The organism is Glutamicibacter uratoxydans (assembly GCF_006539925.1).
GTDB lineage: Bacteria > Actinomycetota > Actinomycetes > Actinomycetales > Micrococcaceae > Glutamicibacter > Glutamicibacter uratoxydans.
Genome location: NZ_BJNY01000011.1, coordinates 1 through 12,734 on the forward strand (window position 1 = coordinate 1; position 12,734 = coordinate 12,734).

The 12,734-nt window shown below is 60.6% G+C and carries 12 protein-coding genes; 9 read left to right on the forward strand and 3 right to left on the reverse strand.

What is annotated here, in order from left to right; translation table 11 throughout:
- The coding region (locus AUR04nite_RS18170; RefSeq protein ID WP_218024673.1) for a hypothetical protein at window positions 1-252 on the reverse strand (252 nt) is incomplete at its 3' end.
- A 151-nt stretch (window positions 253-403) separates the two neighbouring features.
- Here AUR04nite_RS18170 and AUR04nite_RS10265 point away from each other — a divergent pair.
- The 6 genes from AUR04nite_RS10265 (at window position 404) to AUR04nite_RS10290 (ending at window position 7,485) form a co-directional block, all read left to right on the forward strand.
- Window positions 404-2,206, forward strand: a complete 1,803-nt coding sequence (locus AUR04nite_RS10265; RefSeq protein ID WP_141364648.1) for an ABC transporter family substrate-binding protein — start codon at window positions 404-406, stop codon at window positions 2,204-2,206.
- Window positions 2,207-2,344: 138 nt separating this feature from the next.
- Complete coding sequence (locus tag AUR04nite_RS10270; protein WP_141364650.1) at window positions 2,345-3,862, forward strand: ABC transporter permease; 1,518 nt, start codon at window positions 2,345-2,347, stop codon at window positions 3,860-3,862.
- A gap of 17 nt (window positions 3,863-3,879) precedes the next feature.
- On the forward strand, window positions 3,880-4,938 hold the full coding sequence (locus AUR04nite_RS10275; protein WP_141364652.1) for an ABC transporter permease: 1,059 nt from the start codon (window positions 3,880-3,882) through the stop codon (window positions 4,936-4,938).
- Window positions 4,935-6,629, forward strand: coding sequence for an ABC transporter ATP-binding protein (locus AUR04nite_RS10280; RefSeq protein ID WP_141364654.1), 1,695 nt, complete (start codon window positions 4,935-4,937; stop codon window positions 6,627-6,629). Before AUR04nite_RS10275 ends, AUR04nite_RS10280 begins: the two co-directional genes overlap by 4 nt.
- Window positions 6,630-6,762: 133 nt before the next feature.
- Window positions 6,763-7,257 (forward strand): hemerythrin domain-containing protein, encoded by a 495-nt coding sequence (locus AUR04nite_RS10285; protein WP_141364656.1) that lies wholly within the window; start codon window positions 6,763-6,765, stop codon window positions 7,255-7,257.
- Between the two features lie 33 nt (window positions 7,258-7,290).
- Window positions 7,291-7,485, forward strand: a complete 195-nt coding sequence (locus AUR04nite_RS10290; RefSeq protein ID WP_141364658.1) for a hypothetical protein — start codon at window positions 7,291-7,293, stop codon at window positions 7,483-7,485.
- A gap of 80 nt (window positions 7,486-7,565) precedes the next feature.
- On the opposite strand, the gene AUR04nite_RS10295 is transcribed toward AUR04nite_RS10290, so the two are convergent.
- Complete coding sequence (locus AUR04nite_RS10295; RefSeq protein WP_141364660.1) at window positions 7,566-8,027, reverse strand: GNAT family N-acetyltransferase; 462 nt, start codon at window positions 8,025-8,027, stop codon at window positions 7,566-7,568.
- A 66-nt stretch (window positions 8,028-8,093) separates the two neighbouring features.
- Complete coding sequence (locus AUR04nite_RS10300) at window positions 8,094-8,708, reverse strand: TetR/AcrR family transcriptional regulator (RefSeq protein ID WP_407646685.1); 615 nt, start codon at window positions 8,706-8,708, stop codon at window positions 8,094-8,096.
- A 234-nt stretch (window positions 8,709-8,942) separates the two neighbouring features.
- Between AUR04nite_RS10300 and AUR04nite_RS10305 the strand changes: the two genes are divergently transcribed.
- From AUR04nite_RS10305 to AUR04nite_RS10315, 3 genes are all read left to right on the forward strand, one after another.
- Window positions 8,943-10,097 carry an acyl-CoA dehydrogenase family protein gene (locus AUR04nite_RS10305; RefSeq protein ID WP_141364664.1) on the forward strand — a complete coding sequence of 385 codons (1,155 nt, stop codon included), beginning with the start codon at window positions 8,943-8,945 and terminating at the stop codon, window positions 10,095-10,097.
- 62 nt (window positions 10,098-10,159) lie between these two features.
- The gene (dxr, locus tag AUR04nite_RS10310) at window positions 10,160-11,374 is read left to right on the forward strand and encodes a 1-deoxy-D-xylulose-5-phosphate reductoisomerase (RefSeq protein WP_141364666.1); all 1,215 of its coding nucleotides are present in this window, start codon (window positions 10,160-10,162) and stop codon (window positions 11,372-11,374) included.
- Window positions 11,371-12,726 carry a M50 family metallopeptidase gene (locus AUR04nite_RS10315; RefSeq protein WP_141364668.1) on the forward strand — a complete coding sequence of 452 codons (1,356 nt, stop codon included), beginning with the start codon at window positions 11,371-11,373 and terminating at the stop codon, window positions 12,724-12,726. The genes dxr and AUR04nite_RS10315 overlap by 4 nt, the downstream gene beginning before the upstream one ends.
- The last annotated feature ends 8 nt before the right edge of the window (window positions 12,727-12,734 follow it).

The following is a 12,734-nucleotide window of genomic DNA, read 5'->3' on the forward strand; positions in this document are numbered from 1 at the left end:
AAAGGTGACGGCGCCCTTTTTGCTGTCATCAGAGCCGTAATCAAAGAAAATATTCACGACTTGTTTTACGTTTACGTGACATGAAGCAAATGTTGCAAAAATGTTATAAAACTTTTTTCCCGGTATCGCGCCGATAAACGCGATCCTGATTGATTTTTCCCAATCTGAAAGAAATCCTTGAAATCTTGCGGATGTGAGCTGGCTCTCTGTGACTGGGCAGTAACCGGGACCTTGTTGATATCCAAGGATCATGCGCCTAAATCGTGATCTGAAACGAGTCTTTGCTATATCCAACTTGGCAAATTCCGGTTAGTCTATTGGTCATTGGGTCGGGTATGTGACTTGATCCACACTGAATCCGATGGATCAGAACTCGTATCAATCGAAATTTCAAGGAGGCGAAATGCGGTTTCAGCGCGTTTCGAAAGCAGTCGTCGTAGGTGCGGCTATGGCTCTGGCCCTGTCGGCCTGTGCACCAGGCGGCGGCGACGCTGCCCCAAAGGCAAGTGAGAGCACCGGCTCCGGCAACGGCGGCGCAGAAGTCACCAACTCCGGTCTGGCCGATCTGGGCGACGTCACCACCAAAGATGACACCATCAAGGTCACCGTTGGCGCTCCTGAATTCATCAGCTACAACGGATTCACCCCACAGTCGTACTCGACCTACAACTCGGCCATCGACGACCGCATGTTCGCCAGCTTCAATTACGCTGGCACCGACGGCAAGATCTACCCGAACACCGACCTTGGCTCCTACGAGAAGATCAGCGACGATCCGCTGACCATCAAGTACACCATCGCTGAAAATGCCAAGTGGTCCGACGGCACCCCAATCACCACCGCCGACGCTGTGCTCGCATGGGCCGTGCAGAACCTGAACCTGAACTCCGGTTCCAAGGACAAGCCGCTGTTCTCCTCGGTTTCCACCGACCTTGGCGACACCGTTCCAAAGGGCCCTGAAGGCGCTGCCGACGGCAAGGAATTCACCGTCACCTTCAAGAACCCGGATCCAGACTGGGCCATCCAGAGCTGGATGCTGCAGCCAGCCCACGTGGTTGCCAAGAAGGGCGGCCTGAGCACCGATGAGTTCGTGAAGGCAGTTCGCGACGGCGACTCCAAGAAGCTCGAGAAGGCCGCCAAGTTCTGGAACGAAGGCTGGACCACCAAGCCAGGCACCCTGCCAGCAGAGGAAGACATTCCTGTTTCCGGCCCATACAAGCTGGATTCCTGGAAGGCCGGCGAGTCCGTCACCCTGACCGCCAACGAGAACTACTACGGCACCAAGCCGGCGACCAAGAACCTGAACTTCCGCTTCCTGGCTGACACCGGCATGGTGCAGGCACTGCAGAACAAGGACCTCGACGTCATCAGCCCACAGCCAACCGTTGACACCCTGGCTCAGCTGCAGGGCCTTGGCAAGGCTGTGAACATTGAGCAGGGCGACACCCTGACCTGGGAGCACCTGGACTTCAACTTCCGCAAGGGCAACGCCATGACCGACAAGAAGCTGCGCGAGGCATTCGCCATGTGCGTTCCTCGTCAGGAGATTGTCGACAACCTGGTCAAGCCGCTGAACCCTGAAGCCGTGGTCATGAACCTGCGCGAAGTCTTCCCATTCCAGGAAAACTACAAGGATGTTGAGGCAGCAGCCTACGACGGCCGCTACGACAACGTGGACATCGAAGGCGCCAAGAAGCTGGTCGACGAGGCCGGCGCCGCCGGAACCGAAATCCGCATCGGCTACTCCGCACCAAACGAGCGCCGCTCCAACGAAGTTGCAGCCATCAAGTCCTCGTGCGACAAGGCAGGCTTCAAGATCAAGGATGCAGGCGATCCGAAGTTCTTCGCACCGGGCGGCACCCAGGAGCGCGGCGACTACGAAGTAGCCCTGTTCGCTTGGGCAGGTTCGGGCCAGATCACCTCCGGCCAGAACATCTACGCCACCGGCAAGCCGCAGAACTACGGCAAGTACTCCAACAAGGAAGTCGACGCCGCTTGGGAGAAGCTTGCAACCTCGCTGGACCCAGCAGTCCACCTGGAACAGACCAAGAAGATCGAGAAGCTGCTGTGGGACGACCTGTACGGCATCCCAGTCTTCGCGCACCCAGGTCTGAGCGCATCGAGCTCCGACATCCAGAATGTCCGCCACACCGCCACCCAGAGTGGCATCGTTTGGAACGCCGAGCAGTGGGTACGCGCTGAGTAAGCCCTAGGGCAAACCAACCGCATACACCAACTGTGAGCGCCCGCGGGGCCCGATCACCATCGGGCCCCGCGGTGTGTCCGCCACCAGCACCGGGTGGCGCAAGCGCCAATAGGTGAGAAGAAAGAGGACATTAGAACCGTGTTGAAGTTTATTCTCAAGAGATTGGGGTCGGCCGTCGGCGTACTATTCGCCGCATCGCTGCTGCTCTATGTCTTGGTCATCAACTCCGGAGACCCGCTCGGAGACTTGAGGGAATCCAACGCCAAGAACCGCGAGTACTTGATGCAACAGCGCATCGACTACATGAATCTTGAACAGCCCTGGTACCTGAGGTACATCACCTGGCTCGGCGGCGTCGGCCGCTGCTTCGTAGGATCCTGCGATCTGGGCAAAAACGTCAATGGCATCGAGGTCACCGGCCTGCTGGCCAACGCAGCGTCCTCGACCCTGCGCCTGGTGCTGCTGGCAACGATTATCGCGGCCATCCTGGGCATCGCCATCGGCGTGCTCACCGCTGTGCGCCAGTACTCGGGCCTAGACTACTTGGTGACGTTCCTGACCTTCCTGTTCTTCTCACTTCCTGTGTTCTGGGCTGCCGTGCTGCTCAAGGAATACATGGCCATTGGCTACAACAACTGGCTTGAAGATCCCCAGATATCCATTGGGACAAGCATCCTCATCGGCGTCGTCGTCGGCTTGGCCCTGCAGATGCTGCTGGCAGGTTCGCTCAAGCGCCGCGGCCTGACCTTCATCATCACCGCAGTGTTCGTCCCGCTGCTGCTGCAGTACAGCGTCTGGCTGAACTTCTACCGCTACCCGCAGATGGGTCCGGCCATCTTGGTGGTCCTGACGCTGCTGCTGGCCCTGTCGGCCACCGCGATGACCGTCGGCCTGAAGGAAAAGAAGGTTCTCTACCCTGCACTGATCACCGTGGTGCTGGTTTTGGGCATGTACTACGCCACCTTCTGGCTGCTGCAGGACGCAAACACCTGGCTGCTGGTCATCGGCGGCGCATTGGCAGTGGCAGTTCCGGCGCTGATCGGCAAGTTCATGGGCGGGCGCTTGTCCAAGGCCGCCGCCAGCGTTTCGGCACTGGTGGGCTTCGTCGGAGCCGGCTTGACCGTCCTTGACCACATCTTCCGCGCCTGGCCGGGCTTCCTGGACCTCAAGGGCCGCCCCATTGCCACTATCGGCTCCTCGACCGCCAACCTTGGCGGCGGGTACTGGGACTCCTTCTTGGACAACGCGACTCAGCTGCTGCTACCGACCATCGTCCTGGCGATCATCTCCCTGGCCAGTTACTCGCGCTACACCCGCTCCTCGATGCTTGAAGTGCAGCAGCAGGACTACATCCGCACCGCCCGGTCCAAGGGCCTGAGCGAACGCACAGTGATCTTCCGCCACGCATTCCGCAACGCGCTGATCCCGATCGCCACCATCGCGGCCTTCGACTTCGCCGGCCTGATCGGCGGCGCAGTGGTGACTGAAACAGTGTTCGGCTGGAAGGGCATGGGCGACCTGTTCATCACCGGCCTGCACGCCATCGATCCGGCACCGGTCATGGCATTCTTCTTGGTCACTGGTACCGCAGCAGTGCTCTTCAACCTGCTGGCAGATATCGTCTACGCATTGCTCGATCCGCGGATCCGCGTCTAGGGAAATAAGGACACTCGATGAGTAACACAAACGAAAAGGCGCCGGAGAACCTGACGTCTATTGCCGAGGTCGAAGACGCGAAACTTGCTGCCACGACCGAACAGTCGAAGAGCCAGTCGCGCATTGTGCTCGAACGCTTCCTGCGCCACAAGCCGGCCATGGTCTCCGCTGTCGTCCTGGTCTTGGTGACCTTGCTGGCCTTCACCTCCATCGGCTTCGGCCCGGTCCCCGGATGGTGGAAGCAGAGCTACCTGGACGCCGGCTCCGTCGTCAACGGCGGCAAGCCGACCTTCTCGCTGCTGCCCACATGGCTCGGCGGCTCCGGAATCGCCTGGGGAGACCATCCCTTTGGGCAGGACTCCGTGGGCAAGGACTACTTCGCCCTGGTTATGAATGGAACCCAGAAGTCGATCATCATCGGCGTCGTCGTCGGCCTGGTCGGCACCTTCCTTGGCGCTGTGATCGGCGCCGTGGCAGGCTACTTCCGCGGCTGGGTCGACGAAGTGCTGATGCGCATCACCGACCTGTTCATCGTGATCCCGCTGCTGGTGCTGGCCGCCGTGCTCGGCCAGATCGCCGGACGCGGTTCAACCTCCATCATCGCCTTGGCAGTTGTGCTGGGCTTGGTGACCTGGACCGGCCTGGCCCGTCTGGTGCGAGGCGAAATCCTGTCGCTGCGCGAACGCGAATACGTCTCCGCCGCCCAGGCCATGGGTTCGCGGACCTCCCGCGTGATCTTCAAGCACCTGCTGCCGAACACCATCGGCGTGATCGTGGTCAACGCGACCTTCGCCATCGCGGGAGCGATCCTGCTCGAATCTTCGCTGTCCTTCCTTGGCTTCGGCGTCCAGCAGCCTGAATCCTCCCTCGGCCTGCTGATCAGCCAGTACCAGAACGCCTTCCTCACCCGGCCGTGGCTGTTCTGGTGGCCTGGCATGACCATCGTGGTCATCGCCCTAGCAGTGAACTTCCTGGGCGACGGGCTGCGAGATGCCTTCGACCCACGCCAGACCGGCAAGCGCCGCCGCCGCCGTGCGGGCCTGTTTGCCATGCCAACCCGCAAGGAGAAGCCATGAGCCACGCCGCACCAGTATCTGAGAATTCCGCAGGCGAGTACGCACTGAGCTTCAAAGACCTGCAGGTGACCTTCGAAACCTCGGGCCCCGAGGTGCATGCGGTCAAGGGCCTGTCCCTGTCGGTGCGCCCGGGCGAAGTGGTCGCCCTGGTGGGCGAGTCCGGTTCGGGCAAGTCGGTGACCTCCACCGCGGCCATGGGCCTGCTGCCCTCCAACGCCAGCGTCACCGGCGAAGCGAAGGTCGGCAACGTCAACGTGGTCGGCCTGGACCAGGGCAAGATGCGCAAGATGCGCGCTACCGACATCGCCATGGTCTTCCAGGAGCCGATGACCGCGCTGAACCCGGTGCTGACCATCGAACGCCAGCTGACCGAAGCGCTGGAACTGCACGGCATCGCCTACGGCAGGGCGGCCACCGAGCGCGCGGTCGAGCTGCTGACCCTGGTGGGCATCCCCGATCCTGCCAAGCGCATCAAGCAGTACCCGCACCAGTTCTCCGGAGGCCAGCGCCAGCGCATCGTGATTGCCATGGCGATCTCCTGTGATCCGAAGGTCATCATCGCCGATGAGCCGACGACAGCGCTCGATGTGACGGTCCAGGCCGAAATCCTGGACCTGCTGCGCGAGCTGAAGGACCGCCTGAACACCGGCATCCTGCTGATCACCCACAACATGGGCGTCGTGGCAGACATGGCGGACCAGGTGGCAGTGATGTTCCAGGGCAACCTGGTGGAGACCGGATCGGTTGACCAGGTGCTGCTGCACCCGCAGCACGAATACACCCAACGCCTGCTGGCAGCGGTGCCAAAGCTCTCCTCGGCCCATGTGGACGAGATTGCGCGACACGCTGAGGAAAACGCCGCCAAGGGCCGCGAGCTGGTCCTCGAAGCCAAGGACCTGGTGCTTGAATACGACATGCGCGGCACCAAGTTCCGTGCAGTGGAAGGCGTCAGCTTCGACGTCGCCAAGGGCGAGGTCATCGGCATCGTGGGCGAGTCCGGCTCCGGCAAGTCGACCATCGCCAAGGCGGTCATCGGCCTGCTTCCGGTAGCCGGAGGCTCGCTGGAAATCAATGGACAGAACCTGCCCAAGCTCTCGCCGCGGGAAGCACGCGCTGTGCGCCGCAAGATCGGCGTGATCTTCCAGGACCCTGCGGCTTCGCTGAACCCGCGATTCCCCATTGGTGAATGCATCACCGAGCCAATGGTCGTGCACAAGGAAGGCACCAAGGCCTCGCGGATCAAGCGCGCCGAGGAGCTGCTGGACGCGGTGAAGCTGCCGCGCAACGTCATCAATCGCTATCCTCACGAGCTCTCCGGCGGCCAGCGCCAGCGCGTGTGCATTGCCCGTGCGCTGACCTTGAGCCCCGAACTGCTGATTGCCGACGAACCAACCAGTGCGTTGGACGTGTCGGTGCAGGCAGTGGTGCTGGAGATGCTGCAGGAGCTGCAGCGGGACTTCAACTTCGCCTGCTTGTTCGTCAGCCATGACCTGGCAGTGGTCGACATGCTGGCGGACCACGTGGTGGTGATGCAGTCAGGCAAGGCGGTGGAGCAGGGACTGGTCAAGACCGTGCTGCACAATCCGCAGCACGACTACACCCGCCGCCTGCTGGCCGCGGCGCCGGTGCCTGACCCGCACGAACAGGCTGTGCGCCGCGAGGCATGGCGTGCGTTGAACAGCGGCAAGTAGCGAAAACTGTGCCGAGGACCGGTTCAAAGAGATGATCTTTGAACCGGTCCTCGCAACTTAACCGCCAATGTGCCTACTGTGTAGATAGGCCATGATGGACAGTCCACCAGACCGTTGACAATGGGGGCACAAATTGAGCGCACATTCGCCGGAACTTTCCGATGCATCCTTGGCTGAGGCATTCACCCGCGAACACCATGAAATTGATGCGGGCATCGAGGAGTACCTCAACTCAGAAGAAAACGATGCGGCAACCCGGGCACGGCCGCTCCTGCGGGTTGTTGACGCCTTGAGACGGCATATCTACCTGGAAGAGGAGATCGTCTTTCCCTACCTGCCCCAGGGCATGCTGCAGATGCCGCTGATGGTGATGCGCCGCGAGCACGGCGAACTGTGGCGCCGCATGGATGTGTTGGAAGAATCGATCCGCTCCGCTTCCGGCGATTCGGCAACGCTGGGCAGCGACTGCCAGGAACTGCTGGCGCTGCTCGACAACCACAATTCCAAGGAAGAACCGATCATCTACCCGCATATGGACCAGAGCTTGGGAGAAGAAGACCAGCGTCGAGTTGCAGGACTTTTGGCCGGCGGCTCGCTGCCTGAAGGCTGGGTCTGCCAAGACGCGTAGTAAACTCGCCCAAACCGTCGAAAGGATCAGCTCATGGATTTTGCGTCAGTCGTTATCGTGGTGGTGGTCATTGCGTTGTGCGCCCTGCCCTTCGTGCTGGGCGCGTTTCGCGGGCTTGACCGCAAGGCCGACGAACTTGAGGACGTGGATCCGCAGACGGCCCAGGCGCTGCGCAAGGCGCGGGAAGACATGGACCGGGGCAAGGGATACTACGGTCCGCGCCAGTAGCGTCGGATGATGCTGAGAATTAAAAGGAAGAAGGAGCTGGCCGCGTGCGGCCAGCTCCTTCTTTGCGTCGGTGGACTCTGCTAGTCCAGCTGCATCACGTTCTCGGTGACGACCTCTGCACGGGCGTTGGAGAAGATCTGCTCGGTGCCGATGATCTTGAAGCCGCGGCGCTCCAACACCTTGATCGAACCGAGGTTGTCCTGTACAACATGGGCAGTCAGCGGACGCTTGGTGTATTCCTGCAAGAATGCGTCGACTGCGCTGGTGGTGATTCCCTTGCCCCAGAACTTAGTGGAGGTCCAGAAATTGATCTCGGGCTGTTCGCCGTCGAAAACAAGAATCGAGCCGGCAACATCGCCGTCGTGTTCAATGGTGCGAACCAGCACGGTCGGGTCGTTGAGAATCTGGTTCCAGTGGTGATCGAACACCGCACGATCCGAGGGATTGCGCGCCTGGTAGGCGGCCATAAGATTCGCCTCGGGTTCTTGCTGATGAGCGAAGAATGCGTCCAAGTCGGAAGCGCGGACTTCACGTAGCTGCACGGCAAAGGCCTTTCAATCGTGTGGGAAGTCTGCCGGATGGCAGGCCTCGTGGTCAAGGGCTTAAAACTAGACTACCGGTGAAGTCAAAGCCGCAAGGGCCATATTCGACAGTAAAGGCTTCAAACCAGATTTTTTAGTGCGTGGATTATGGGCCGAATGGGCGGTTGAGTTCAACAGACCAAAGACCGCGTGAGCCCGGAAACGCTGGGATTGGGCGGAGTCATTCGGATGTAGTTTCGCCAACTGTTCGGTCCACAAGGCGATGTAGGCATTCTGAAGTTTACGAACTAAGGCGAGCTCGGTTTTAGGCAGTGACTTCAAGTCCCGGTCCTGGACCTGGAGGATATCTGGGCGCGAGAGCGAGAAATCGGTGTGGAAGTCGACAAGACGCGAAAGCACCTCAATCGGTTCTCCGTCCAGATCGGCGGCCTTCTGCCCTCCGGCATAGATGTCCTTGGACATATCCACGAGCAGCGCAATCAAGACCGCCTGTTTGCCGGCAAAGTGACGGTAGACCGCCGGCCCTGAGATCCCGCAGGCGGCACCCAGGTCCTCCAGAGAGACTCCTGCATAGCCGTGCTGGGCAAAGAGCCTGGTTGCCTCGCGCAGCAGGGCATCGCGGCGCTCGGCCTTGGCCCGCTCGCGGTCTGTTGGTTCGTTGAGTGGCTGATACCTAGCCAACGGCATTATCTCCTTACGAATACCAAGCCCGACTATGGACAACTGTGATGCGTGCCACTAGTGTCAAAATCAAGACGGATGCTTGGACGCTGTGGCAACCAGTTAATAGATATTAACCATACTCGCCCTGATGTGAGCTTCCAAGTAGTACTGGCGTCACAGCGACCGGCCCGTCACCTTCCGCCCACAGACCATGTGGGCCGGGATTGGAGACTTTGATGGAGGCAGCAAGCAATGCTTGATCTAGAACTCGACGAACAGTACCAAGACCTGGTGAATCTCGTTCGTGAATTTGCCCAGCAGGTCGTCGCTCCACAGAGCGCAGCCAATGATGCAAATAAGACGTTTCCCTACGACATTGTGAAGCAGATGGGGGAGCTGGGGCTCTTCGGCCTGCCGATCTCCGAAGAATACGGAGGATCGGGCGGAGACTACTTCCACCTCGCACTGGCGCTCGAGGAACTGGGCAAGGTCGACCAGTCGGTTGCGATCACGCTGGAAGCGGGCGTTTCACTTGGCGCGATGCCCATCTACCGCTTTGGCAGCGCAGAACAGAAGGAAAAGTGGCTGCCTGAGCTCGCGGCGGGGCAAAAGCTTGCCGGGTTCGGCCTGACCGAGCCGGGCGCCGGATCCGATGCTTCGGCCACCCACACCAGGGCCAAGCTGGAGGGCGGCCAGTGGGTCATCGACGGCGCCAAGGAATTCATCACGAACTCCGGCACCGACATCACCTCGCTGGTGACCGTGGCCGCACAGACCGGAGTCAACGAGGCCACCGGCGCCAAGGAGATTTCAACAATTATCGTTCCTTCGGGCACCGAAGGGTTCACCGTAGCCCCGGCCTATGACAAGGTCGGCTGGCGGGCCAGCGACACCCACCCGCTGCACTTCGACGCGGCCCGTGTGCCGGAAGAAAACCTGTTAGGGGAGCGCGGGCGCGGGTACTCGTACTTCCTCAAGATTCTTGACGAGGGCCGCATCGCGATTGCGGCGCTGGCCACTGGCGCGGCGCAGGGCTGCCTTGACGAAGCAGTGGCCTATGCCAAAACGAGAACCACTTTCGGAACGCCTATCGGCAAAAACCAGGGAATCTCCTTCATGCTCGCGCGCATGGCCACCAGGGTCCACTCGGCCCGGCTGGCCTACTATGCGGCAGCTGCGAAGATGCTCGCCGGCAAGGACTTCAAAGTTGAGGCCGCACACGCAAAGCTCATCGCCAGCGAAGCGGCCATGGACAACGCCCGCGATGCTACACAAGTCTTTGGCGGCTACGGCTTCATGAACGAATCGCTGGTGGGCCGCCACTACCGCGATTCGAAGATCCTTGAAATTGGCGAGGGCACCACCCAGGTGCAGCAGCTGCTGATCGCCAGGAGCCTGGGGCTCTAACAGGCCGGCAAACCGAGGGCCAATCTTTGGGTGCTCACAGTTAGTACCACCATAATGGTGGGGTGAGCACCCAAGATTTCTCTTTTCCCGCCGGAGAACCACGCCGCGTCACGTTGCTTGGATCTACCGGATCGGTTGGCACTCAAGGTCTGGAAGTCGTCGATGGCGCGCCTGAAAAGTTCAGCGTCGCCGCGATCAGCGGCGGATACAACGTGGAGCTGTTGGCACGGCAGGCTGTGAAGTACCGTCCTGCAGTCGTCGGCAGCGCCGTCGAGTCAACTGATGAATTGGCCGCCGCGATCAAGCAGGCTGCCGAAGATGCATCGGTTTCGGGATATACGCCGGAACTATTCGCGGGTCCTCAGGCCGCCACTGCAGTGGCCGGGTACGCCGAATCGGATGTGGTGCTCAACGGCATCACCGGGGCCATCGCGCTGGAACCGACGATTGCCGCGCTGCAGGCAGGCCACCTGCTGGCATTGGCCAACAAGGAGTCATTGATCATCGGCGGACAGGTGGTCAAGCAATTCGCCGCCCCGGGCCAAATCGCGCCGGTGGATTCAGAGCATTCAGCGCTGGCCCAAGCACTGCGCTCCGGCTCTGCTGACGAAGTAGCCAAGCTGATTGTGACGGCCTCGGGAGGCCCCTTCTTCGGCTACAGCTACGAGCAGCTGCGCGAGGTGACGCCCCAGCAGGCCATGGCCCATCCGACCTATGCGATGGGCAAGGTCATCACCACCAACTCCGCGACCATGGTCAACAAGGCCCTGGAAGTGATCGAAGCCCACTTGCTCTTTGATGTTCCGCTGGAGAAGATCCAGCCGGTGGTCCACCGCCAGTCGATCGTCCACTCGATGGTCGAGTTCATCGACGGTTCGGTGATTGCCCAGGCCTCGCCGCCGGACATGCGCCTGCCCATCGCCCTGGGAATGAACTGGCCGCACCGCGTCGCCGGCGCAGTGCAGCCATGCGACTTCTCCACGGCGTCCACCTGGACCTTCGAGCCTCTGGATGAAGAGGTGTTCAAGGCGGTGAAGATCGCCAAGCAGGCAGCCGCTGCATCAGGTACCCATATGGCTGTCTACAACGCCGCGAATGAAGTTGCCGTGGATGCCTTCCACGACGGCTTGATCAAGTTCACCGACATTGTTGAAACCGTCGAACGGGTCCTGGACGCCTACACGCCGGTGAATGCGGAACTGTGCACGGAAGTAGTGCTGGAAACCGACAAGTGGGCCAGGGCGCACGCCGCGAAGATTTTGGACGCAAGCTCATGAGCACAGTACTTTTCATCGGCGGCATCCTGTTCATGGTGCTCGTCATCGGCTTGTCCATTGCCCTGCACGAAGTAGGCCACCTGGTTCCTGCCAAGCTGTTCGGCCTGCGTGTACCGCAGTACATGATCGGCTTCGGCAAGACGCTGGTCTCGTTCAAGCGCGGCGAGACGCAGTACGGGATCAAGATGCTGCCGCTGGGCGGCTACATCTCGATGGTCGGCATGTACCCTCCGCGCGCTGCCGATGCAGAAGAATCGAACGTTCCGGGGAAGAAGCCGAACTTCTTCCAGCGCATCTTTGGCCAGATGGTGGACGACGCGCGCTCGCAGGCCAACGAAAACGTCCGTCCCGAAGACCACGGCAGGATGTTCTACCAGCTGCCGATCTACAAGCGCATCATCATCATGCTCGGCGGGCCGTTCATGAACTTGATCATCGGCTTCGTGCTGATCGGCGTGGTCCTGACAACCTTCGGCGTGCCAACCACCACCACGACGGTTTCCGAGGTGTACCAGTGCATCGGATCCGCGCAGAACACCACGCAGACCCAGTGCACCGACAAGGATCCAGAAGCCCCGGCCTATAAGGCAGGGCTGCTGCCCGGGGACACGATCACTGCGGTGAACGGGACACCGGTGGCGCAGGGGGAGTGGACCAAGCTGACGGATGTCATCAGGGACAACCCGGGTCAGTCGATTTCACTTGACTACACTCGCGACGGCGCCAGCCACAGCACCGAACTCACGCCCTATCTCACCGAGCGCCCAGCCATGGATGACAAAGGCAACGCGGTCAAGGACGAACATGGCAACTATGTAATGGACAAGGTTGGCTTTGTCGGCATGAGCTCCACGGTAGCCAACATCGAGATGCCATTGAGCGAGGTGCCGGGAGTGATCGGCGACCAGCTGGCAAACATCGGCAATATCATCGTGCACCTGCCGCAGCGCATGGTCGACGTTGCGCAGGCAGCCTTTGGCAGCGAAGAACGCGACCCCAACGGTCCTGTGTCCATCGTGGGCGTGGGCCGCATCGCAGGTGAGATCACCGCTCAAGATTCGATCTCCGTCAGCGACAAATTCGCCACCCTGCTTTCCTTGGCAGGCGGATTGAACCTCGCATTGTTCGCCTTCAACCTGATTCCCCTGCTCCCACTGGACGGCGGGCATGTTGCCGGCGCTCTCTACGAGGGAGTCAAGCGAACAGTGGCCAAGGTTTTGGGCATCAAGAACATCAAGCCGGTTGACACCATCAAGATGCTGCCGCTGACCTACGTGGTGGTCGTGGGCATGCTACTGATGGGTGGCCTCTTAATATATGCAGACATTTTTAAGCCGATTCAATTGTTCTAGCCTCGAGG

Excerpts from the sequence above, each read along its gene's own strand:
- AUR04nite_RS10265 (WP_141364648.1), top strand. The coding sequence starts at position 404 with ATGCGGTTTCAGCGCGTTTCGAAAGCAGTCGTCGTAGGTGCGGCTATG.
- AUR04nite_RS10275 (WP_141364652.1), top strand. The coding sequence starts at position 3,880 with ATGAGTAACACAAACGAAAAGGCGCCGGAGAACCTGACGTCTATTGCC.
- AUR04nite_RS10290 (WP_141364658.1), top strand. The coding sequence starts at position 7,291 with ATGGATTTTGCGTCAGTCGTTATCGTGGTGGTGGTCATTGCGTTGTGC.
- AUR04nite_RS10280 (WP_141364654.1), top strand. The coding sequence starts at position 4,935 with ATGAGCCACGCCGCACCAGTATCTGAGAATTCCGCAGGCGAGTACGCA.
- AUR04nite_RS10315 (WP_141364668.1), top strand. The coding sequence starts at position 11,371 with ATGAGCACAGTACTTTTCATCGGCGGCATCCTGTTCATGGTGCTCGTC.
- AUR04nite_RS10305 (WP_141364664.1), top strand. The coding sequence starts at position 8,943 with ATGCTTGATCTAGAACTCGACGAACAGTACCAAGACCTGGTGAATCTC.